Genomic DNA, 22,447 nt, shown 5'->3' on the forward strand with positions numbered 1-22,447 from the left:
TTAATTGCAAAAATCAAGAATTTGAGGTGTTATATGGAGAAGATATTAGTATGCGGTGTACCAAATTCAGATAACCTTGGTGATCGAATCATTGCTGAGACATTGAAACATTTAATTATAAACTCTAGCGAAGACGTTGAAATAACTAATTTTGATTTTACAAATGGTTTTGTTAATAATACTCATGAAAAAAAGAACGAGGAGATAGCTCTCATCTCCAAATCAAAGGTAAAAAAACTAATTCCTAATCCTCTTAGGAGAATTAAGGTATGGGCGTATTATCGTAATAATAAAAAACTTGAAAATGACTTAAAAATTGCAGTATCTAAAAGCGATAAAATTATTATAGGGGGTGGACATTTACTTATTGATAATTATTTAAATTTCCCTATAGGTATAAATAATGTCGTACAAATGGCTAAAAAATACAATAAGCCCGTAATATTTGCTTTTGTTGGTGCTAAAGGTCCTTGGAGTAAAACGGCAAGAAATTATTTTGCGAATGCTCTTAATTACTCAAAATCCATTGCTGTTAGGGATCAGGTTTCAAAAGATTTTCTTACGTCAGTCGATGTAACATGTGAAAAAAAAATAAGTGTTCTTTCGGATCCGGCACTTTTTACAAAGGAATTACTTAACACGGATTCAAGCAATAATAAAAGTTCATACCAAATAGGCTTAGGTATTATGGATCCTAAGGAGATTGAAAGGCATAGCGATTTAAGATGGTCAAGAGAAGTATGTGCTGATTGGTGGATAAGTGTCATTAATCTTTTCACTGCTAAAGGAATTAAAGTAAATATCTTCACAAATGGTGCGAAAACAGATAACGCGTTTGTAGAATATTTTATCAAGGGAAAATTTAGTAGGGAAAATGATAAAGTGAATTTTTATAGTTACCCTAAAGAGTATAATGAACTATTAAACATTATTTCTTTACAAGATATGATTATAGCGCAAAGGTTACATGCATGCTTACCTTCTATTTCATTAGAAAAGCCAACATACGGATTAATGTGGGATGTCAAACTAATTAGTATTTTTAATGATTTAGGCATGAACGAATACGTAATTGATTTTAATGAGGAACCAATTACTACAGTAAATAAAGTATTAAATAACATATCATTAAAGGATAGAAACTTTAATATGGAATTAGTAAACCAGAAAAAGTTGGAGATGGTGAGCTTTGTTAATGAATAAAAACAAGAAAAAAATAAAAGTTTTACATGTAGTAGGTGCAATGAATGCAGCTGGTTTAGAAACTTTAATAATGAATATTTACAGAAATGTTGATCTTGAAAAATTTCATTTTGATTTTGCTGTTCACACTACTAAAGAGTGTTTTTACGATAAGGAGATACTACTGAAAGGGGGGAGAATCATATCCCATCCATTACCTAGAAAAAACATAAAAAAATATAAAATGGCTTTAGCAAATACTCTAAAAAATTTCGGACCATATGATGTAGTACACAGTCATACATTATTCTTTAGTGGAATTGTTCTAGAAGTATCTAGGAAATATGGTGTTCCGACGCGAATTGCACATAGTCACAATACTAAGGATGGGAAAAGTGATTCAATAATAAACTCTCTTTATAGAAGCATGATGAGGTTTAAAATCAGTACAAACTCAACTAATATGATTGGATGCTCTCAAGAAGCCTGTGAATTTCTATTTGGAAAAAAGAATGTTAAAAATGAGAAAACAATATATCTTCCTAACTCTATAGATTTAAATACGTATAAGCAATCTACAAAAAATGAAAATTATCTGAGGGAAAAATTATTGATAGATAAAGATTCATTTTTAATTGGTCACGTAGGGAGATTCACCGCACAAAAAAACCATGAGTTTCTTATCAAAATATTCAATGAATACTGTAAAAAAAATAATAGACTTCCTCATTTAGTTTTAGTGGGGGAAGGCAATGAAGAGAACAAAATAAGAGATTTAGTCAAACAATTAAATATTGCCGATAATGTTCATTTTCTAGGGGTAAGATCAGATATAAATAAAATACTAAATTCTATAGATTTATTTCTCTTTCCTTCACTTTACGAAGGACTCGGAATCGTTCTGATTGAGGCACAGGCTGCGGGCGTAGCGTGTTTAGTATCAAACGAAGTGCCAAAGGAAGCAGATTTAGACATTGATTTAATTCACAGATTAGACCTTTCAGAAAGTGAAAAAATATGGGCTGAAAAAATAGAAGAAATTCAAAAGCGAAACAAAGCTATTGAGTGGGATGTAATAGAAGAAGCTTTGATTGAAAAAAAATATGAAATAAATAGCACCGTAAAAGTAGTGACTGATCTTTATGAACATAACAAGTGAAGTTTCTTTTACTAAATACTATAGAAAGAATTTCCTGGCACATGCAATGTAAAATATAAGTTGATATTATTAGTAAAATTGGAGTTTAAAAAATGTACTTTAATAAGAAATTTTTGAAAAAAATATCATTAAATAAATTGAATGTTGCTAAGTTGTCTACAGGTACTATTATTGGTCAATTGATTACGCTCCTTTCATTACCTTTTCTTACAAGAATATATGGTGTAGAAACATTTGGTATTTGGGCTTTAGTGATGGCGATTTCTATGATTATGACTTCTTTTACGGATTTAGGAATGTCATATTCTATGATGGAAGATAAAGAAAGTACAATTTCTGATAACTATAAAGTGATTTCGACAATATCTGTTTTCTTAACCTTTTTTTTGTCTGGTTTACTAGCACTTTTATTAGTAATTTTTCCGAATCTAATTTTGGAATTAAGTCCAATTTTATTTTTTTTAATATTATCTGCATATTCATTTTTTTCACAACAAATTCAAATTTGTTACACCTGGTTAAACCGAACTGGTGAATACGGTGTTTTAATGAAAAATCCAATTGTAAACGCTATAGTTACAAATTCTTTTGCATTAATATTGGGTTCCCTAGGATATATTCAATATGGATATTTCATAGGTTATTTGATGGGTCAACTAGTGACTCTGATAAATATGAAGAAACAATTACCTAAAGGTCTGTTAATTTTTGATTATAGGAAAATCTTATTAGTGATAAATAAGAATAAAAAATATACATCATTTCAAATGCCTACAAATTTTTTAAATAATGTAAAATCACAGACCATGGTTTTAATGATTAACGTTTTTTTTGGGACTCAAATGTTAGGATACTATTCTCTTACTATGAGAATTCTTCAAATGCCTCTTACGCTGTTGGCAAAATCTATAGGAAGAGTCTTCTTTAAAACCGTCTCAGATATGAAACGAAGAAACGAAGAATTAGGAAAATATGTTTTTGTGAACTTAGTAAGAGGAATGAAACTTTCAATACTTCCTATTGCACTATTAATGGGTTTGGGTGATGAATTAACTGTACTTATCTTTGGAGAAAAGTGGAGAGTAACAGGAGAACTTGTACAAATTTTATCATTACAATACTTTTTCATGTTCTTACAAAGTACAATGCAGGGATTATCAATTGTTTTGAATAAACAAAAAAATGCAATGATTGTTAGTTTTGTGCATATTTTGAGTTTAGTTATCTCGGTTTTAATTGGGAGTTTCTTCTTCGACAGTATTTATATAGCTTTAACTATTTCCACCATTTTATTTATTTTAATACAACAAGTTTATTTTTACACTCTATTCAAAGAAATGGACTGTTTAAATAAAAATTATCAGGTGAGTATGTTTAAAAGTACTGTAATGATAGGGATTTTGGCAGTGGTTTTTAAAGAGGTAATTATTATTATCAATATATAATAAGTTAATGAATATGAAATTTAATTTAAGGAGACAGTAAAATGTACAAAATAGCAGTTGCGGGTACCGGGTATGTCGGTCTAGTAGCAGGCGTATGTTTTTCAGAAATGAATCATCACGTAACTTGTGTTGATATTGATGATGAAAAAGTGGCAATGATGAAATCGGGAGTTTCTCCAATCTATGAAGATGGACTAGAAGAATTGATGCAAAAAAATTACTCTAACGGTTTGATAGATTACACAACAGATTACGCAGCAGCTTACAAAGATGCTGATGCAATATTTATAGGTGTAGGAACACCAGAACAACCAGACGGATCAGCTAATCTTTCACATATTGCAACTGTTGCAAGACAAATTGCAGAGTCAGTTGAAAAAGACTGCCTTGTAGTTGTTAAGTCAACGGTTCCAGTCGGTACGAATGACAAAGTGGAACAATTCATTCAAGACTTTCTTATACATGATGTGAAGGTTGAAGTTGCTTCGAACCCTGAGTTTTTAGCTCAAGGATCTGCAGTTCGAGATACACTTTATGCTGATCGAATCGTTATCGGCACTGAAAGCGAGTGGGCTGAAAACTTACTCAAGAAAATCTATGAGCCATTTAATTTACCTATCGTTTCGGTCAATCGTCGTTCTGCTGAAATGATTAAGTATGCATCAAACGATTTTTTAGCTTTAAAAATTTCGTATATGAATGATATTGCGAACTTGTGCGAATTAGTTGGAGCTGACGTTCAAGACGTAGCTAAAGGAATGAGCTTCGATGATCGCATTGGCAGTAAGTTTTTGAATGCGGGTATCGGATACGGAGGGTCTTGTTTCCCGAAAGACACGAAGGCCCTTGAGTATATCGCTAAACAGAATAACTACGAACTCAAAACCGTTAAAGCTGCGATTGATGTAAACACGGAACAGAAAACATTGCTATACAAAAAAGCTAGTAAGCGCCTAATCACTTTCAATGGCCTTAAAGTTGCAGTTCTAGGCTTAACATTCAAGCCAGGTACCGATGACTTGCGCGAAGCAGCCTCTTTAGAAAATGTACCGTTACTACTAGAGCAAGGAGCTCAGATTTTTGCCTTCGATCCTGTTGGTGCAGATAACTTTGCTCAGGTTCATCCTGAAGGTAAGCATGGTAGAGGCAGCATCACGTATGTAGCTAACGTTGAAGACGCTCTAGAAAATGCTAACGTGTGCTTCATCTTCACTGAGTGGGGAGAAGTTAAAGCAATTGAACCTGCTGCTTATAAAACCTTGATGAGAACGCCGTTAGTGTACGACGGACGAAACATTTATGCTACTGAAGACATGGAGTCGGCAGATGTCGAGTATCATTCAGTCGGAAGACGTCCAGTCCTACGAGAAACAACTAAGGAGTTGAAGAATGTTGAACTACACAACTCTTGATACAACTAAAACGTATTTAGTGACTGGGGTAGCTGGATTCGTTGGGTATTTTTTATCAAAACACTTACTTGATAATGGCTGTACTGTCATTGGATTAGATAACCTCAATGACTATTACGACGTCAATCTGAAGCATGAGCGTTTGAACCGATTGAAACCTTACTCGAAGTTCACATTCATTAAAGGTGATATCTCGGATAAAGATTTCATGCTTGAATTGTTCGAGGAATATCGCCCAGCGTTTGTGGCGAACTTAGCGGCTCAAGCTGGGGTACGTTATTCGATTGAAAACCCGGATGCGTACATGCAGAGTAATGTCATTGGATTCTATAACGTATTAGAAGCATGTCGTCAATATCCGGTGGAGCATTTAGTCTATGCTTCTTCGAGTTCTGTTTATGGTTCGAATAAGAAGGTGCCGTTCGAAGAGACTGATTTTGTGGATCATCCAGTATCTCTATACGCTGCCACTAAAAAATCTAACGAGCTAATGGCTCATACGTATAGCCACCTCTACAAAATTCCGGCAACAGGGTTACGTTTTTTCACCGTCTACGGTCCATTAGGACGTCCAGATATGGCTTATTTTGGTTTTGCGGATCGATACTTTAACAATGAGGCGATAAAAATCTTTAATAACGGTGATTTCGAGAATGACTTGTATCGCGATTTTACTTATATCGATGACATCGTAGAAGGAATCAAGCGTTTGCTTCAAACCCCTCCATCTGGGAGCGTTCAGCACGAAGTATTCAACATCGGGAACAATAATCCTGAAAAGTTGATGACGTTTATTACTTCGCTTGAAATTGCATTAGGGAATGCTCTTGGCCGCCCCGTCGAATTCAATAAAGAGTATGAGCCAATCAAGCCAGGGGATGTCCCAGCTACTTACGCGTCAACAGATGCACTTCAAAATGCTGTAGGATTTAAACCTAAGACGACGATTCAAGAAGGGTTACAACAGTTTGCTAATTGGTATGTCAATTACTACGGTAAGAAGTAATTCCAATCATTTTTTGGTAGAAATAGCATGAGGTCGTGGACCTCATGCTATCTTTAAAAACTTAATGGTATAGTCTACTAGCTTAATAAGTTGGTTAATTTCAATTATTCTTTGAGAGGTTCATAATTGGATCTTTCAACTAATAAGGAAGAGATATCATTTAACTTGTTCGTCATCGCTGCATTTCTAGAAAAACGAGACATGAATAATCGCTTACTCACGCCTCGACCAGTCCTTTACTTATTCATTCAAACTGTCAATCAACTTACGGCTTTGTTCTCTAGACACATGAAGGTAGCGCTCAGTCGTATTGATTGATTTATGTCCCAGGAGTTCGGATACACCTAGAATATTTTGACTCTTATTGTACAGTGTCGTCGCAAAACTGTGACGTAACATATGACTCGTCAGCTTCACGCCGAACTGTTCTTGCGCGATTTGCTTCAAATCATTGTTCACAAAACCGGGTTGGACGACACGTCCGGTCGGCATCAAGAAAATATGGTTCGATTTCCCGACGTTCGGTCGGTGCGTGACGATATACTTCTTCAATTCGTTGGTGAGTCGTGGTGTCATCGGGACATGGCGGGTTTTATCACCTTTTCCTTTTTGAACCGTCAACAAGCGCTCCTCAAAATTGATATGATTGATCTCTAAATTCAGAATCTCACTGATTCGTAATCCGGCATCCCCTCCGACGAGATAAATCGTATAGAGCGTGTAATTGCGGGCATGGTACAGCACCGTGTTCAATTGGTCGCGGGTGATGATCGTTGGTGGTTCGCTGACACCCTCTCGTGTGACGATGCGGCCGAACGGATTATGTTGCATCCACTGCTGCTCGATGGCAAACGCGAACAGTCCGCGGATGCGCATGATATAGGATTTCACCGTATTGTCGGCCATTCCGCTGATGTGTTTCTTATACGGGATCGCATGGTTCGTCTCAGTGATGTCTTGGATGTGAACCACACAGTGCTCGGTTGCATAGCGCGCGAAGCGCAGTAATGAATTGCGCGTGCTTTTCAGCGTCGTCTCGGGGGCTTCTTTTCGTTCTCTCATGTCTGTCAAGTACAGGTCAATCGCGTCAGTCAGTAATACGTGTTTCATGTCATTCACTCCTTCAAGTTGATTGCCTCTTTCAGTTCGCGTTGGACGTCGGCCTTATATGCCCGTAAACGACTCGGCGAATAAGACAGCGTCTGTTCGGTCCCATCGATCAAGTGGCAGAGGAGTTCGAAATGGCGGGGCGACAGCAACAACCGCTGTTCATCCAGCCAGTCAAAGAGATTACGCTCGGACGTCATGCATTGTTCTGGGATTCGTTCAGCGGCGACCTCATGCTTTAAATGTCTGGCATTCTTTTGCTGGTGATTCAAGATGGCGCCCCGTATCCGCTGGAAGCAATACGTCTTGGACAGCGTGCAGCCGCGATTCAACGCTTCCCATAAGGCGATCCTTGCGATTTGGGCGCAGTCTTCCTGCTCGTTCGGATGAATCGATAGGTGGCGGATGACATAGTGAATCATCGGTTCCCATTCGTGGATTTGATCATCTATTTGATTCATGTGGCAATTCATTTCCGAGCGCTCTGTTGATTTTCCTAGGTTAATTCGAGTATAGTCATCGATATTCGACGATTGGTTGTTGCTGTACGTTCGCCTTCCGACTCCATTCGTTATTGTAAGCCGATATTTCAATTAAGCCCTAGGCTTACGTGCGATAAGGGCGCTAGTCCATCTCGAATATCGATGAATATCCGGCGAACGTGAAAATGTGTGGGCGAGAATAAGGGGATTCACGAGTTTCATCGTCTTCATGAACTCATTTTTGAGTCACGTCGATAAAGTGGAGTACGGGACGACGACTACGGGAATGAACAGGTAAACGAATCGAAGTAGGTGAGCCAGTTGAGAAAAGCAACGATTGAAAACAAGAACGGCATGCGTTTGTCTGCTATTTCATACGGATGTGCCATGACCGATTTGACGGCACCGGACCGTGACGGGAATATGGACTCCGTCATTTTGAAATATGGCAGTCCCGAGCAATACCTGGAGAACCCGGTTTATCTCGGTTCTGTCGTCGGACGGATCGCCGGACGGATTCGCAACGCGGAGATTGATGGTGTGGCCTTGACCCCAAGCGAGGCCCCGCATCATATCCACGGCGGAGACGAAGGCATCACGGCCCGGCATTGGGACATGGACGTCGAGGGACAGGCGATGACGTTTACTTATGTAAGCCCGGATGGGGAAGAAGGGTATCCCGGCAACGTCACGTTCAAAGTCGTCTATGAGTTGACGGACGACAACGAGCTCGTCGTTACGATGACGGCCCAAACGGACGAACGGACGTGGGTCAACTTGAACCATCATAACTATTTCAATCTCGGCGGACGACCGACGATTCATGATCATGTGCTGACACTGCCGTCCGATTACGTGGCGAAGCTCGATTCCGAGTCGCTGCCTACGGGAGAGTTGCTCGAAGTGGAGGCGACACCGTTCGATTTCCGTGATGGGAAGCGAGTCGGTGAGGCGATTTCGTCGGAGGACGAAGCGATTGTAAAAGCTGGAGGACTTGATCACCCGTTTATCTTGAAGGACGGGGTGCCCCGGCTACACGACCCGGTGAGCGGGCGCGTCATGGACGTCGAGACGAATCAGCCGGTCATGGTCGTCTATACGGCGAACTTCCTCAGTGAAGAGACGCCGGTCACGCTCGAGGGACGGCAGAAGCATAGTGCGATTTGTTTAGAAGCCCAAGCGTTCCCGGACGCACCAAACCATCCAGACATCGCCACATCGATTGAACTGAAACCAGAGGAGTTGTATCACTCGAGGACGGTTTATCGGTTTGGGGTGGAGTGATTAAAAAGAACCTTAGTATGGCTGTTTTAAAAGCCGATACTAAGGTTTTTTTGTATGGAATTTTTATTGTCTTACTTAAGGATTCTTAGTTTGTATGTGAGTTAAAAATCATAGTCAATATTACCTATTTTATTTTTAGGTGAATCAAATAAATTGGGAGTAAACTAATTTAGGAAACTTAACGAATTAATTGGAAAAGAAGGGGAACGTCATGAAGAAATTTTATACATATGTATTAGTTAGCTTAATCATTTTTGCGTCGCTTTCTGTTAGTCCAACAATGGTTCGGGCAGATGATGGTGTTGGTCCTGAAATTTTAAAGATTGAATTGGACAATGAACGAGTTACACGTGGACAAAAAGTGAGTTTAAAAATGTTTGCAAGTGATCGAGATGGGATGGCGTCGACGGGATCACTTGAAATCCTTACACCAGGAGGAGATAGAAAAACAATACAGCTATCTTTAAATGATGATTACTATATTTACACATTCAATTTGTCTGAAACTTGGGAATACGCGGAGTTCGGTACATACAAAATCATAAGCACTACACTATATGACCGATACGGAAACGGTTCGAAAATTAATTTAGAGAATCATAATTCCAATTTTGAACTATATGTTGATAACGAAGGGCCGGTTGTTATCGAGGTTGATATTTCAAGGTCATCTATCTATGCCGGAGGCTTCGAAGATTTGTATTTCACGGTTAAGTTTGAAGATGAGGGTAAACCTAGTAGATACGGTACTCTTTATATGAAACATGTAAAAAGTGGACAAGAGAAAACAGTTTATCTTTCAAATTATGAAAATGAAAACGTATATATAGGATCGGGTGACGGTTGGGACTGGTACGATGCTTCGTTTGGAGAATGGGTGATCAATCGAATCGAACTGAGCGATGTTGCTGGTAACCTAAATACTTCGTATGGACCATACACGGGAAACAACTCATTAAAGGTCTTAAATTTAACAGACGACAAAGAAAATCCCCAATATATATCTTCTTATTTTGAAAAAGACACCCAGATATATACGGTGAATGCAAAGGATAACTCATATTTGTCTGAAGTAAAAGCAATCATAAAGCATAGAAGAACAGGGAGAGAAATTGAACTTTCATCGGACCCACAGACATTTAATCATCCGTATAGCTCGGCAATTGAAATGAGTATACCTTTACTTTTTTCTCTAGAGTATGACTCTAAAATAAGAAGTGGTTTTTGGGACGTGATTAAAGTTGAAATTACTGACCGTAATCAAAATATAACAGTTATTTCTGATATAAAAGATTCCATTTACATCGAACCATACATTGGGGACCTAGGAGTGCGTGTAATTCAAAGCAATGAAACTTTATCTAGCCAGCGCATTAACCAAGACGTATTTGTTATGCCTGGAGCAATCCTTTCTACATTTCCAAGTGTAACTATGACAAAAAATTTGTATGTCTTGGGAGCCTTACGGACATACGGCGGACTTTTCGTAGATGGAACTGTCTACGGAAATCGCATGACATTAGGCCATACTACGCCTATTTACGATGGTGATATTCAAATTTCAGGAAACAACTATTTATTCAACACTCATGTATCCAATCTGAGTCATTTTACGTTGCCTATTAATACGGGTGGTGCTTTAGTTGAGAATGAAGATAAAACATTCGATATTATTGGTTTGACATTACCTTTGTCGAATAAAATCAGTATTAATGGAGTAGAGGCTGAACTAGATACAACTGGTCGTTTCAAGATACTAAATGTTCCGATGAACGAAAAGACAACCGCAGACGTTAGTGTTACAGCTAAAAATGGTTTAACATACTCGACTAGTTTAAAAGTATATGATAAACAAAAACCTGTTGTTACAGCTTCAAAAGATTCAGGAATCTATTTGGCAGGAACAAGTTTAAATATTGTTTCAACAAGAGAAGGCGCAGTTTATTATAATTTGTCTCCTGGAGCAGGGCCGAGCGATTTATACACAACTTTTCCTACTAATTTTGTGTTAAATAATGATGTAAACATAAAATACTATAGTGTTGACCCGGCAGGTATTGAATCAGATGTGGAAGAAAAGAAATATCGTGTGTTCTCTGTTTATAGCTCTAAGGCCTCTGAATCCTTTATCCGAGGTAGCGGGAGTCCAGGACTTAAAATTCAAGTTGAAATCGACGAAAAAAACTATACAACGACTATCAATTCTGAAGGTCGTTTCTTGATTGAAGGACTCGACTTAACAAAGTCAAAACAGTTTCAAGTTTTTGCAACTGATGAAGAATTCACTAGCGAATCCTATACAATCGATGTGAATGATGACTTACCTATTGTTGTAGAAGGTGCCGAACATAACCAATTCTACAAACATGATATTACAATCACTTATAACAAGGGAAAATTATATAGAGGCAGAGATATCTTTGTTCCTTCTGGCACAACGTTTAGTGAAGAAGGGCTTTATGAGTTATATGGGATTCAACCTGATAACACCTGGGTGTTTTTAAACTTTACCATCGATAAAACAGCACCACGGGTTGATAATGTATATGATAAAAAATCCTACTCTTCAGCGGTATATCCCGCGTTTTATGAGGGTACCGCTACTTTAAATGGTGAATTATACAATTCGAACACAAAAGTTGAGCAAGAAGGTAAATATGTGTTGAAGGTTATCGATCGTGCTGGAAACGTGAATGTAGTTAATTTCAGTATTGATTATACTGCTCCCACTATTTCTAATATTGAGAATGGGAGAATTTACACTCAATCAGTGACTCCTTATTTTAATGAAGGTACAGCTGAATTAAATGGTAACTCTTTTACTAGTGGAACTATTATTAAAACTGATGGAATGTACGAATTAGTTGTCCGGGATTTGGCTAAGAATGTCACGACATATAAATTTGAAATAGATTCAACAGCGCCAACAGTTACAGGTGTGGTATCAGGGGAAAGTTATCAAGCAACTGTCATTTACTTTTCAGATGGAGTTGCAAAACTGAACGGTACACAGATTCAAACGAACCATGAAGTGACGAAAGATGGGAAGTATGACTTAGTGGTGACTGACCGTGCGGGTAACGTGACGAAGTTATCATTTGAAGTGGACTCAATTGCCCCAATCGTGAGTGGGGTTGAGAGTGGGAAACGTTATAATCGAACAGTGACTCCGACATTCACAGAAGGCGTCGGCAAATTGAACGGTAAGTTGTTCACGAGCGGAACCGCAGTTCAAGCGGAAGGCTCGTATGAACTGTCTGTAGAAGATAAAGCTGGAAATACGACAGTCACGCCGTTCATTATCGATTTGACGGCTCCAGTCGTCACGGGAGTGCAGACGAACACACAATATACAAAACCTGTAGTCATTTCGTTTAATGAAGGCTCGGCGACATTGAATGGAAAAACGATTGCGAAAAATTACACGGTTGATAAAGACGGGGCTTATGAGTTAAAAGTCAAAGACTCGGCTGGTAACGAAACGATTGTTATGTTTGGATTAGACCAACTCCCCCCAGTTGTGACGGGTGTTGAAGCAAAAGCGTATCGTCAATCTGTGACGCCTGTATTTGTAGAAGAGACTGGCACGTTGAACGGGAAACCGTATGTTTCAGGGACGCCGATTTCGACGGACGGGGAGTACGAATTAATCGTATCTGACCGCGCTGGAAACAAAACGACGATTCGATTTAAAGTCGATCAGAAACCTGTTACCGTCACGGGAGTGGAATCAGGTAAAACGTATCAACGTGTGACGCCACTGTTTAGTGAAGGAACTGCAGTGTTAAATGGCGTGCCATTCAGATCTGGGACTGTGATTAATCAATCAGGAGCGTACGTCCTCCTCGTGACGGATGAGGCCGGGAATGAAACGACTATTCGTTTCACAATCGATAGCACTTCTCCTGCCTTAACTGGGTTTACGACCGGCAAGTCGTATTATCGTAGCATCGCTCTACGATTCGATGAAGGGACGGCGACATTAAATGACGTGCCCTACAAGTCGGGCAAACTGATCAATCAACCTGGTAAGTATACGCTTCGTTTGACTGATGAATTCGGGAACGAGACGGTGCGCGTATTCACCATCGACCGCACCGCTCCTGTCATCTCAGGTGTCAAGAGTCGCCAAGTAACAAATCAATCCGTAACGATTCAATACAACGAAGGAACTGCGACGTTGAATGGCAAACGTATTCGTAACAGTTGGCCAGTGAAGAATTCAGGGGCTTATACACTTCGTGTCACAGACCAAGCGGGAAATATAACTGCTTTGACGTTCACCATCGATAAAATAGCACCGTCGAAACCAAGCATCTCGACGTTGACGAACAAATCGACGAAAGTAACCGGTAAAGCTGAGAAGGGGTCGACGGTGTCCATCACGTACAACGGACGGACGTATACAACGAGAGCATCGACTGCCGGCACATACAGTTACAGCTTGAAAACGACGAAAGCAGGAGCGACGGTGACGGTCCGAGCGAAAGATGCGGCAGGAAACCTATCGACGGCTGCTTCGTTCAAAGTATTGAATACGTTCGCGACGTTCACTGTTAACACGTTGAAATCGAGCGCTACCTCGGTAACGGGTAAAGGCAATAAAGCTGCGACGGTTCAAGCGTTTGTCGGAACGAAAGCTATCAGTAAGACCGCAAAAGTGGATTCGAAAGGCTACTACAAGCTGACGATTCCACGTCAAAAAGCTGGGGTTACGGTGACTGTGAAGATGAAGCAAACCGGATATCTGGAATTAAAGAAAGTAACTAAAGTAGTGAAGTGATGCAGTTACAATAAAACACCTGAAGGCTTGGCTATTCGTTTAGCCAAAGCTTCAGGTGTTTTTTTACGGCGTGACTGTTGTATAGAGCGAACTCAATACATTCAACACTTTGGTCTCAAGTTCTTTATAACCAGAAGATGTCACGAGTGATGCCATCGCACGCTCTACGCAGGCTGTATCCGTCCAATCCGAGACTGGAGTGGTTGCGACATAGATTTTTGTGTATTTTTTACCTTCGAGCATACCCGATGGGCGGAATGAGATTCCTTGGTCTCGTAACACCTCCAACAATTTCAACCGGTCAGTATAATTGATCGGACCGACCTCGACGTGGATTTTTAAATCCTGGTTCCATTCTCGTGAGAACCAGATAATCATTCCATAACCGATCCAGTAGCTACTACCAAGTTTCTCCATGTTCTCTAAGTATGGTTCCCATTGTGGAGAAATAAAATTCGGGACTTTGGCATGCGGTCGATATAGGTGATTCGGTAGCTTTTGCTTCTCTGCAAATGACAAGAATGATTGATAAAGAATATTGCTACCCATTTTAAAGATGTAATCAATTGTTTTGCTTTTCTTTGCATAGAATTTCGTCAAATGTTCTCGCTCGGTCGAGGATAACTCTTGTAGCACAGCTACAGCCTCACGAAGCTCGATTTGTTTTTGGCGATTGGTATTTTGATAGGCATTGGCATAAATCAAATGAATGGCTGAGGCATAGTTTTGGTACAGCCTCATCGCCATCTGCATCGTGTTTTCATCCTCAACTAATTGTTCTTCTAGTAATGCTACATAGTAATTCAAGAAGTCATAAATGCTGTCGGCAATCGTTTCTTTATTCAAATCGAGTTCTTGTAGGATGATTTGTAGAACATCTTCATAGGCCAACATCCAATAAGCGTCGTGAGATGGTGGTTCGCCTGATAGCGTCAAGAAGACAGGCAGTACTTTCCACTCTGAATAACGAGTTGTCACACTTGTCAAATAGCGATCTAATTGCCCTTCGGATTCAGCTGAATGAAATTTGTTTTCAATGAGCAAGATTGTCTTTAACGAAGGAATTTCGATTAATAAATCAATCGAACCATGCCCATTTGTCGACCACTCTCGATGAACGACGACGTCAGAGAGCGACGTATGAAGGAATGACAAGTAATCAAAGCCGTTGATTTTATCTTCATTATCCGCTTTCGTCACGAGGTTCATCAGTACTTTACGTAAGAAAAAACTTCCCAGTCGATGATTCTCATTCGGGTCGAACAGCCAAGCGAGGACGTTCGAGTGGCGGATCTCATATTGGTCAACACGTAGTACTTTGAGAGGGTTAAATTGATGGAACTGTTGATGAAGGCGGTTGAAATCCGTCGAATTTTCGAGTTGTAAGATGGTGTCGAGTGAGTAGGGCATAGGGACCTCCTAAGGATAGTTGATAAGATTAGTAAACTATAAAAAATCATGATGAGGATGGAGAATATTTAACCTGGTTATAAAAAATGATTGGATGAAGAGTAAAGGGCGGATTCCGTCTATTTGTTTGGAAACGGAACAATCTCTGGGGGATGGAGTTCTCGATACGTTTTCCCACCCATATCGCGAAAACGTTGGGCCCAGCCTTTTTCATTTTTGCCAAGACAGACATCCACAAGTGTCACCGCTTCGTTCGGAGTCACATAATTTATTTCGATGCCTTGTTCGAGCATGAGTGGCAAAAGGTTCAAATAACCTGATTCGATCATGACCATTGCTAAACCGGCGCAAAATGATGTTCGTTCATCTCTTTGGACTGGGAGGCATTCTAAAAACTTCCGTTTAAAAATTGAAGGGCGACCACGATGAAGCGAGAGTGCCAAAAAATTAAATGGCTCATGTAGTCTGAAAGGCGCTACCGGATAACGCAGCATGCGTTGGAGTGTCATTTCGTTCTCATCAAAAATGCAAAGATATATTGCTTTGTGAGAGACACGCCCCCCTTGTTCGATGACGAAATCGACGGTTTCAGGACGCAATCGATTTGGCAAGAAGTCTAGCAAATCATCTGGCAGCGTGTAATGAGGATTTAATCGACGCAGATGTTCAATCATAAGTCGAGCGGGTTCAAGTTGATTAGAACTCACTGCGAAATGGAGCGACGTTTCTCCCCAGCGACCGATACGTTCAACTTCTGCGCCGTGATTGAGCAAGGATTGGATGACGTCAAGAGGAGTATTATTCCGAAACACCAATTCGGTTAAAATCGTTTGTCCAGTTTTGGTAGTACTGTTCGCATTCAGCCCCTTTGCGAAGAACGTTTCGACCAAATCGAGATGCCCGGATTCGGCACATATTTGAAAATCACAGATATCTTCATATGATAAAAATAATGGGGCGAGTTTTGGATTATGTTGTAAAGCAAGACGAAGTAATTGCTTAGTGTGGAAATCGTCTAACTCAATCGACTCGAATAGTCTGATGGTCAGCGCTTCATTTTTAGATGAAATCGCTTTTTTTAACAATTTATACATGTACCAGCCTCCGTTTCATGATGTTCGTACGGTTTCCCATTTTAGACAAGATGCTCCTTCGAAAGTATCGAGACCACTCATGCTACCGCTATACGGGCCGTTACATCTTCCGGTCGCTTCCTTGGTTTCGAAAAAACTGGCGGTAAAGTCTACGTTGCGTTGGCCGCCCCAATAGCGACAACTTGCGCACACTGGTTGGTCTTTGCTCCATGTCGTCAATACGTATCCCACCTTATTAAAATAGTGTAGATTCCATTATATAGTTATTATATAATTGTTTTGTAATTAATTGTTCTTATTTTTCTTTTAATATCCATTTCAGTTCGAAAGCTATTTTGAATTAGGACTACTTTTGAATTCTTTAATAAGATCAAATAAATACTTTACAAATTTCAAATGAAGTACTATTGTATTACCAAGAGCAAGTTATGCTCATCATTTGGAGGGATGTATATGTATTATTCAGATCAAGATTTTGCAGAGAAGGTAGGAGACAAGCCAGGTAATGTTCGATTCTTTAAGAAATGCTTACGGGATTTAGGGCTCATTGGAAGTCGTCAACAACTATCCGATGAATACTTGGAAATTTTTAAAGCTGTGAGTGATTATCGAGATGAGAATCGGTCGACATGGGAAGTGGCGATGGAAAGTGTCCTGCCAAGATACGTCGATCAAGAAGACACAAAAAGCGATCGGGAGATTTTAGAAGAGATTCTAGCAGTGCTAAAGCGCATCGAACAAAAAATGTGATGTGATTTGTTGACAACTAAGTACACTGAGTCCTAAGTTTTTATCAATTGCTATCCCATCCCAATGAAAAGAGGCCAAACAATGACAACAAATTTTGAAAACGACCAGTTTCATCTATCAGAAGAAGAAATGAAACGATTAGAGAAATGGTTTGGTTACGGCGCCTTTCGAGAAGCTGATATCGTATTTTTTGGAAACGAAGAAGGTCTTGGTGGCTACCCGATTGAAGCGGTGCGCGCTCGAACACGAGTGTATGGTAAAAATTCAGATACTTGGTTAGGTGAAGGTTGGGAAAATGGTTATTGGGATGAAAGTGGTCATACAGGATACAAGTTACTTGGAGAAGTCACGAATGAAATTCGTGCTGAAAAAGGATTGGCGCCACACAATAAAAAAGAAGGTAATCCGCGTTCAACTATGTTAGATTTTCAAGCTCGCTTACTTCTGGCATTAGAGCAACCGGAATACGATTGGTTCGCTTTAAAGGACGGGAAAAAGGACGAAGAGACAACGAACAAGTGGAAAGAAAAATATGAACGTATTCAAACCTTATATGATAAAGACCATAAAATAAAAGCTGCGCTAATGGACTGGAGACCGCTCCCTCGTCAGGATGAAAATACTTGGCCTTATCAATTGGATCAAAATGAGTATTTAAAAGCATTTAAACCTGGAAAACGATATTTGAAAAAAATCCAGTCTGCCATTGAGACAGATAATCTAGATGGTTTGAATGAGTACGGTAAAATGGTCGTCGCAAGGACGAAACTCTTGAAGCGAGTCATTGAGCAATTTGATTTCCCGGTGATTGTCGCGTCTGGAGATCCCGATGCGAAAGAAAACTTATTCAAATTGATATTTGCTGACGAGGGAATCACGTTTGAAGAAAAAACTCTATCGAATGGGAAGCGTTACAAAAAGGCGGTAGTTTACGTGGGGAATCGAGAACTTACCATTCTGTTAAGCTTATTCTTCGATTACCGTAGCAATTGTCTTGGACGTGATGGATTGAGAGATTTGTATGAAGAAGAACTTTCTCCTTTGTTCAAGGATATTTAAATACGTGTTGCTCAGACCAACTTTAGAAGTTGGTCTTTTGTTTTTGATGAATTATAAAATTAAGTGCAACACCTGAACGTGAACGCAAAAAAGTCCATAGCGACGGCCTCGTGTAGAATGAAGTTACCACACAAACATTCAGACAGAGGAATCGCTATGAGCTACACCCATCTTACCACAGCCGAACGCGTGAAAATAGAGACCTATCTGGAGCTCGGGATGTCCATCCGGTCCATCGCGAGACGGCTCGGGCGACAGCCCTCGACCGTCTCGCGGGAGATCAGGAGGAACCCCGGGTACAAGTCGGAACGTGCACAGGAACGCTACGTGAGGGCGAAAGCGAACTGCGGCGCCAAGACGAAGCTCGACGAAACGATGCGTCGGACGATCATCAGGAAGCTGCGAGCGACCTGGTCCCCGGAACAGATCGTGGGGCGGCTCTTCGACGGAAGGATCGCCTTCTCGACCATCTATCGCTGGATCTACTCGGGGCTGATCGACGTGCCGACGACCGCGCTCCGCCAGAAAGGCAAGCGCCGGAAACCGGTGGAGACACGCGGGAGGTTCAACGTCGGGCTGTCCATCTCGAAACGGCCTTCGGAGGTCAGGGGGCGCCAAACGTTCGGGCACTGGGAGCTCGACACCGTCGTCTCCGGACGAGGGAAGTCGAAGGCCTGCGTCGCGACGTTCGTCGAGCGCAAGAGCCGGTTCTACCTCGCCCTGCCGATCGCGGACCGTAGCGCGGCCTCGATGGAGGGGGCGATCCACACGGTCCACGCCGCCTTCCCGGAGGGCACGTTCAGGACGGCGACGACGGACCGGGGCAAGGAGTTCAGCTGCCACGAGAACGCCAACGGCCTCCTGCGCGAGTTCTTCCCGAAAGGATCGGACTTCGCGACGGTCGGCCAAGGAGAGATCGTGGACGCGCTCGCCAAGATCAACGGGCGGCCGAGGAAATGTCTCGGCTGGAAGACCGCACACGAGGCCTTCGCGGAGGAAGTGTTGCGCTTAATTTGACAAACCGTCACTTCTATAGATGGGAATCATTTTGAATTGAAACCAAACGTGAACAGAATTCGTACACAGATTAACCATTACAAAAGGAGACCAAATCATGAGACGTGAACAACATATCCGCCGCCTCGTCGACTACGCAAAACAAAGTCAGCGCTGGGCCATCATTTTAGCAGTCGCATCGTTCATCATCACCGGGACACTGATCCGGACGGTCGACCAATCTGAATATCTCTTGCTTGGTTTCGGTTTTCTTGGCGTCATTCCGCTCCTCGTTCGCGAGTGGCGGTTCGGCACGATTCGAGCCTCATTCAACGATAATGCGACGTATCAACGTCTCGTCCGGTTGCCGTTCTGGATGACGTTGTTCGGTTTAGTGATTCTTTATTCGATTTTGGGATGGTACGAGCTTGGGTCACCGGGACCGTCCGTTTTCCTCACACTCGCCATTCTCGTCGGCGGGATGTATCTGCTCCAACGCTATTTCGAGCGAATCATCTTGAAGCTCGAACCGGATTATATCACCGACCGCGAGCTGCATCGCGAGCTGAAATGAAAAAACGAGGTCACCCGGCGCGGGGTGGCCTCGTTTTTGTGTTCACAAGTATCGTTCGTTCATGACCCGCCCCCGGATCGGTTTGGCCGGTGAGCCATAAGCGACGACGTGATTCGGGATGTCTTTCACGACCGTGGCCCCGGCACCGATGACCGTGTCGTGACCGATGTGGACATTGTGGATGACCGTCGCGCTCATGCCGATGAACGTGCGGGCGCCGACATGGACGTTGCCGCCGAGATGGGCACCCGGGGCGATTGAGGCGAATGATTCGAGCACACAGTCGTGATCGACCGACGCCATCGTGTTGATGATGCTGTGCGGACCGATGACGACGTTCGGATTGATGACGCTGCCGGCCATGACGGCCGTCCCTTCACCGAGCGTCACGTTCTTGCCGATGACGGCGCTCGGGTGAATGGCGTTGACGAATTCAAAGTTTGGTGTCCGTTCGCGGATGGCACGCGCGAGTGACTCGCGTTGGACGTTGTCACCGATTCCGATAATGCCTTTCTGGGCGACGACGTTGGAATGGACGAGACCGAGCACGGGGTACCCGGCGATGAACTTCCCGATTAATGCTGGGTTGTCGTCATAAATTCCTGCGATCCGGTAGAGCCCCATCAATTCAAGAATATCGATGATGACTTGTGCGTGACCGCCTGCACCAAATATCACAATCCATTCCATGATTGGTCACCCCTTTTTTGCCGAAAACTGTCGAAAATATGGTTCTGTACGTTAGTTATTTCCGATTCCCCGCATTTGAAACAAAACAAAAAGGAAGTTGCGAACATGATTTGATGTCAAAGCATATTCGAAGGGACGAGGTGTGACTTCCTATAAAGAGATTTGTTCAAAAATCTGTAAACTTCCCATTTACAATCCAAAAGGATTATCCGCATTTCCGTTTTGTTGTTTTTCGGACGGGCTATTTTCCTAAGGTAATCTATCGATGGGAGGAGTGCTCGCCATGCCTTTGAAACTGATGTATATCACGAACCAGCCGGATATCGCGCTGCTCGCGGAACAAAATGGGGTCGACTGGGTGTTCGTCGATTTTCCAAGGCTCGCGCTATGAGATCAATGAAGTCATCAATCGAGGGGCCGATGTTGTCATGTTGCCATACTATAAGACGGTCGACGAAGTCGCGACGTTCATCGAGCTCGTCGACAAACGGGCCGATGTCTGTCTGTTGTGTGAGACGAAAGAGGCCATCGCCTGTATGCCGGACGTGCTCAACTTACCGGGTATCGACTACATCCATATCGGCCTGAACGACCTGCATCTGAGTTACGGGCAGAGTTTCCTGTTCGAGCCGCTCGCCGACGGGACGGTCGAGACGGTCACGCGTCAAATGCAGGCGGTTGGCATCCCGTATGGCTTCGGCGGCATCGCCCGCATCGGGGAAGGGAAACTTCCGGCCGAGAAGGTGCTCGGGGAGCACGTCCGGCTCGGCTCGGCGCTCGCCATCTTGTCGCGCAGCTTTTGCAACATCGGGTCGACGGGAAAATTTGACGCCAAACAGGCACAAATGTTCCAAGAAGGGGTATGGAAAATTAGAGCGTACGAGCAACAGCTCGAACACGCGACACCGGAGTGGTTGGAATTGAACCGGTTGAGCCTCGTCTCGACCGTCGATGCCATCGCGACGGAAATCCAGAACCGGAAGGGGATCTTATCTTGAATTTGCTGTCGACAGGAGTGCGGTTGACTCCTGAACAACTCGCAAAACTTGAACAACTTGGCTATACAGTGACGATGCTCCGTGAAGAGGCGGATGTCACAGACATCGACGTCTCAGAAGTCGAGGGCTTGATTTGTAACAACGTGTTCCAATATTGTCACGTCGACGATTTTAAACAGCTACGGTTCGTCCAAGCCGTCAGTGCTGGACTCGACCGTCTCCCGCTCGACGAGCTCGAGAATCGAGGCATCCGTGTCTACAATGCCGGTGACACATATGCCGTTCCGATGGCCGAATGGGTCGTCTGGCAGCTGCTTGACTTTATGAAACAGGGGGCGGCGTTCCGAGAGAAACAGGCGAACCGGCATTGGGAGAAGGAACGTCGTTTACGTGAACTGACTGGGAAGACCGTCGCTTTGCTCGGCCTCGGTCACGTCGGGGAGGCAATCGCGACTCGTCTCCGTGCGTTCGATATGACGATTATCGGTGTCGGTCATCGTGAGAAACAGGTGCCGTTCGTCGACCGTTACGTGTTGATGGATGAGTTGCACGACGTGTTGGCAGAGAGCGACGTCGTCGTCATCGCCTTGCCGCTCACCGACGACACGTATCATGTGATCGATGCTGAGGCGATTGCGGCGATGAAGGAAGATGCCGTCCTATTGAATGTGGCGCGCGGGTCGATCATCGATGAAGAGGCGCTCATCGCGGCACTCGAGGACGGCAAGTTCTTCGGGGTCGCCTTGGACGTCTTTGAGACTGAGCCGCTCCCGTCGGATCACGCGCTCTATAACTTCGAGTGGGTGACGCTCACCCCGCACAATTCGTACGTGTCGGACCGAGTGAAGGAGCGTTTGTTCGAGAACATCTTCCGCAACTTGCGGCAAGAACAACTTCAGTGACATGCGAAGCTGACCGAAGGGTCGGCTTTTTTCGTTTTTTATAATTCACGAAAAGATTATCCACGGCTCATTCCGTTTGTGAGTTACCAGAAAGAGCTTACGGGAACAACGAGG

Annotated in this window: 18 protein-coding genes; 13 read left to right on the plus strand and 5 right to left on the minus strand. The window is 42.5% G+C overall.

The genetic code is table 11. From position 1 onward, the window contains the following. Positions 1–33: 33 nt before the first annotated feature. The 5 genes from KNP64_RS07295 to KNP64_RS07315 all read left to right on the plus strand — a co-directional run bounded on the left by KNP64_RS07295 (position 34) and on the right by KNP64_RS07315 (position 6,204). Positions 34–1,203 carry a polysaccharide pyruvyl transferase family protein gene (locus KNP64_RS07295; RefSeq protein ID WP_214792376.1) on the plus strand — a complete coding sequence of 390 codons (1,170 nt, stop codon included), beginning with the start codon at positions 34–36 and terminating at the stop codon, positions 1,201–1,203. Next, positions 1,196–2,341, plus strand: coding sequence for a glycosyltransferase family 1 protein (locus KNP64_RS07300; protein ID WP_251126359.1), 1,146 nt, complete (start codon positions 1,196–1,198; stop codon positions 2,339–2,341). Before KNP64_RS07295 ends, KNP64_RS07300 begins: the two co-directional genes overlap by 8 nt. A 92-nt stretch (positions 2,342–2,433) precedes the next feature. After that, positions 2,434–3,786 (plus strand): oligosaccharide flippase family protein, encoded by a 1,353-nt coding sequence (locus KNP64_RS07305; protein WP_214792382.1) that lies wholly within the window; start codon positions 2,434–2,436, stop codon positions 3,784–3,786. Positions 3,787–3,827: 41 nt separating this feature from the next. Beyond that, positions 3,828–5,198, plus strand: a complete 1,371-nt coding sequence (locus tag KNP64_RS07310; protein ID WP_214792385.1) for a UDP-glucose dehydrogenase family protein — start codon at positions 3,828–3,830, stop codon at positions 5,196–5,198. After that, a complete protein-coding gene (locus KNP64_RS07315) occupies positions 5,179–6,204 on the plus strand; it encodes a GDP-mannose 4,6-dehydratase (RefSeq protein WP_305794570.1) in 1,026 nt (341 codons plus the stop codon). The genes KNP64_RS07310 and KNP64_RS07315 overlap by 20 nt, the downstream gene beginning before the upstream one ends. Positions 6,205–6,444: 240 nt before the next feature. Here the strand turns inward: KNP64_RS07315 and KNP64_RS07320 are convergent, their stop codons facing one another. Together KNP64_RS07320 and KNP64_RS07325 are read right to left on the minus strand one after the other, a co-directional pair. Next, on the minus strand, positions 6,445–7,314 hold the full coding sequence (locus tag KNP64_RS07320) for a tyrosine-type recombinase/integrase (protein WP_214792391.1): 870 nt from the start codon (positions 7,312–7,314) through the stop codon (positions 6,445–6,447). Between the two features lie 5 nt (positions 7,315–7,319). After that, a complete protein-coding gene (locus KNP64_RS07325; RefSeq protein WP_214754777.1) occupies positions 7,320–7,772 on the minus strand; it encodes a sigma factor in 453 nt (150 codons plus the stop codon). Positions 7,773–8,105: 333 nt separating this feature from the next. Here KNP64_RS07325 and KNP64_RS07330 point away from each other — a divergent pair, with 333 nt between their 5' ends. Together KNP64_RS07330 and KNP64_RS07335 are read left to right on the plus strand one after the other, a co-directional pair. Then, complete coding sequence (locus KNP64_RS07330; protein ID WP_371815306.1) at positions 8,106–9,077, plus strand: aldose epimerase family protein; 972 nt, start codon at positions 8,106–8,108, stop codon at positions 9,075–9,077. 211 nt (positions 9,078–9,288) lie between these two features. Next, positions 9,289–13,860 carry an Ig-like domain-containing protein gene (locus KNP64_RS07335; protein ID WP_214792397.1) on the plus strand — a complete coding sequence of 1,524 codons (4,572 nt, stop codon included), beginning with the start codon at positions 9,289–9,291 and terminating at the stop codon, positions 13,858–13,860. A gap of 63 nt (positions 13,861–13,923) precedes the next feature. Here KNP64_RS07335 and KNP64_RS07340 read toward each other — a convergent pair whose 3' ends face one another. Beyond that, the gene (locus tag KNP64_RS07340) at positions 13,924–15,270 is read right to left on the minus strand and encodes a PDDEXK-like family protein (protein ID WP_214792400.1); all 1,347 of its coding nucleotides are present in this window, start codon (positions 15,268–15,270) and stop codon (positions 13,924–13,926) included. Between the two features lie 119 nt (positions 15,271–15,389). Beyond that, complete coding sequence (locus tag KNP64_RS07345; RefSeq protein ID WP_214764697.1) at positions 15,390–16,364, minus strand: ankyrin repeat domain-containing protein; 975 nt, start codon at positions 16,362–16,364, stop codon at positions 15,390–15,392. A 453-nt stretch (positions 16,365–16,817) separates the two neighbouring features. On the opposite strand from KNP64_RS07345, the gene KNP64_RS07350 reads away from it, so the two are divergent. The 4 genes from KNP64_RS07350 (at position 16,818) to KNP64_RS07365 (ending at position 19,743) form a co-directional block, all read left to right on the plus strand. Beyond that, the gene (locus KNP64_RS07350; RefSeq protein ID WP_214764696.1) at positions 16,818–17,114 is read left to right on the plus strand and encodes a hypothetical protein; all 297 of its coding nucleotides are present in this window, start codon (positions 16,818–16,820) and stop codon (positions 17,112–17,114) included. A gap of 81 nt (positions 17,115–17,195) precedes the next feature. Further along, positions 17,196–18,173 carry a hypothetical protein gene (locus KNP64_RS07355; RefSeq protein WP_214764695.1) on the plus strand — a complete coding sequence of 326 codons (978 nt, stop codon included), beginning with the start codon at positions 17,196–17,198 and terminating at the stop codon, positions 18,171–18,173. A 156-nt stretch (positions 18,174–18,329) separates the two neighbouring features. Continuing rightward, positions 18,330–19,190, plus strand: a complete 861-nt coding sequence (locus tag KNP64_RS07360; RefSeq protein ID WP_214792403.1) for an IS30 family transposase — start codon at positions 18,330–18,332, stop codon at positions 19,188–19,190. 97 nt (positions 19,191–19,287) lie between these two features. Beyond that, a complete protein-coding gene (locus KNP64_RS07365; RefSeq protein ID WP_214763569.1) occupies positions 19,288–19,743 on the plus strand; it encodes a hypothetical protein in 456 nt (151 codons plus the stop codon). Positions 19,744–19,785: 42 nt separating this feature from the next. Here KNP64_RS07365 and KNP64_RS07370 read toward each other — a convergent pair whose 3' ends face one another. After that, the gene (locus tag KNP64_RS07370) at positions 19,786–20,433 is read right to left on the minus strand and encodes an acetyltransferase (RefSeq protein ID WP_214792406.1); all 648 of its coding nucleotides are present in this window, start codon (positions 20,431–20,433) and stop codon (positions 19,786–19,788) included. 428 nt (positions 20,434–20,861) lie between these two features. On the opposite strand from KNP64_RS07370, the gene KNP64_RS07375 reads away from it, so the two are divergent. Further along, a complete protein-coding gene (locus KNP64_RS07375) occupies positions 20,862–21,431 on the plus strand; it encodes a hypothetical protein (RefSeq protein WP_214792409.1) in 570 nt (189 codons plus the stop codon). Beyond that, on the plus strand, positions 21,428–22,333 hold the full coding sequence (locus KNP64_RS07380; protein WP_214792412.1) for an NAD(P)-dependent oxidoreductase: 906 nt from the start codon (positions 21,428–21,430) through the stop codon (positions 22,331–22,333). The genes KNP64_RS07375 and KNP64_RS07380 overlap by 4 nt, the downstream gene beginning before the upstream one ends. Positions 22,334–22,447 lie beyond the last annotated feature (114 nt).

Origin of the sequence: Exiguobacterium sp. s64, assembly GCF_018618035.1 — a bacterium.
GTDB classification, from domain to species: Bacteria; Bacillota; Bacilli; order Exiguobacteriales; family Exiguobacteriaceae; genus Exiguobacterium; species Exiguobacterium mexicanum_A.

Coding starts and splice junctions, on each gene's coding strand:
- KNP64_RS07350 (WP_214764696.1), top strand. CDS start 16,818: ATGTATTATTCAGATCAAGATTTTGCAGAGAAGGTAGGAGACAAGCCA.
- KNP64_RS07370 (WP_214792406.1), bottom strand. CDS start 20,433: ATGGAATGGATTGTGATATTTGGTGCAGGCGGTCACGCACAAGTCATC.
- KNP64_RS07345 (WP_214764697.1), bottom strand. CDS start 16,364: ATGTATAAATTGTTAAAAAAAGCGATTTCATCTAAAAATGAAGCGCTG.
- KNP64_RS07340 (WP_214792400.1), bottom strand. CDS start 15,270: ATGCCCTACTCACTCGACACCATCTTACAACTCGAAAATTCGACGGAT.
- KNP64_RS07295 (WP_214792376.1), top strand. CDS start 34: ATGGAGAAGATATTAGTATGCGGTGTACCAAATTCAGATAACCTTGGT.
- KNP64_RS07355 (WP_214764695.1), top strand. CDS start 17,196: ATGACAACAAATTTTGAAAACGACCAGTTTCATCTATCAGAAGAAGAA.
- KNP64_RS07300 (WP_251126359.1), top strand. CDS start 1,196: ATGAATAAAAACAAGAAAAAAATAAAAGTTTTACATGTAGTAGGTGCA.
- KNP64_RS07360 (WP_214792403.1), top strand. CDS start 18,330: ATGAGCTACACCCATCTTACCACAGCCGAACGCGTGAAAATAGAGACC.
- KNP64_RS07305 (WP_214792382.1), top strand. CDS start 2,434: ATGTACTTTAATAAGAAATTTTTGAAAAAAATATCATTAAATAAATTG.
- KNP64_RS07375 (WP_214792409.1), top strand. CDS start 20,862: ATGTTGCCATACTATAAGACGGTCGACGAAGTCGCGACGTTCATCGAG.
- KNP64_RS07320 (WP_214792391.1), bottom strand. CDS start 7,314: ATGAAACACGTATTACTGACTGACGCGATTGACCTGTACTTGACAGAC.
- KNP64_RS07325 (WP_214754777.1), bottom strand. CDS start 7,772: ATGAATCAAATAGATGATCAAATCCACGAATGGGAACCGATGATTCAC.
- KNP64_RS07335 (WP_214792397.1), top strand. CDS start 9,289: ATGAAGAAATTTTATACATATGTATTAGTTAGCTTAATCATTTTTGCG.
- KNP64_RS07310 (WP_214792385.1), top strand. CDS start 3,828: ATGTACAAAATAGCAGTTGCGGGTACCGGGTATGTCGGTCTAGTAGCA.
- KNP64_RS07365 (WP_214763569.1), top strand. CDS start 19,288: ATGAGACGTGAACAACATATCCGCCGCCTCGTCGACTACGCAAAACAA.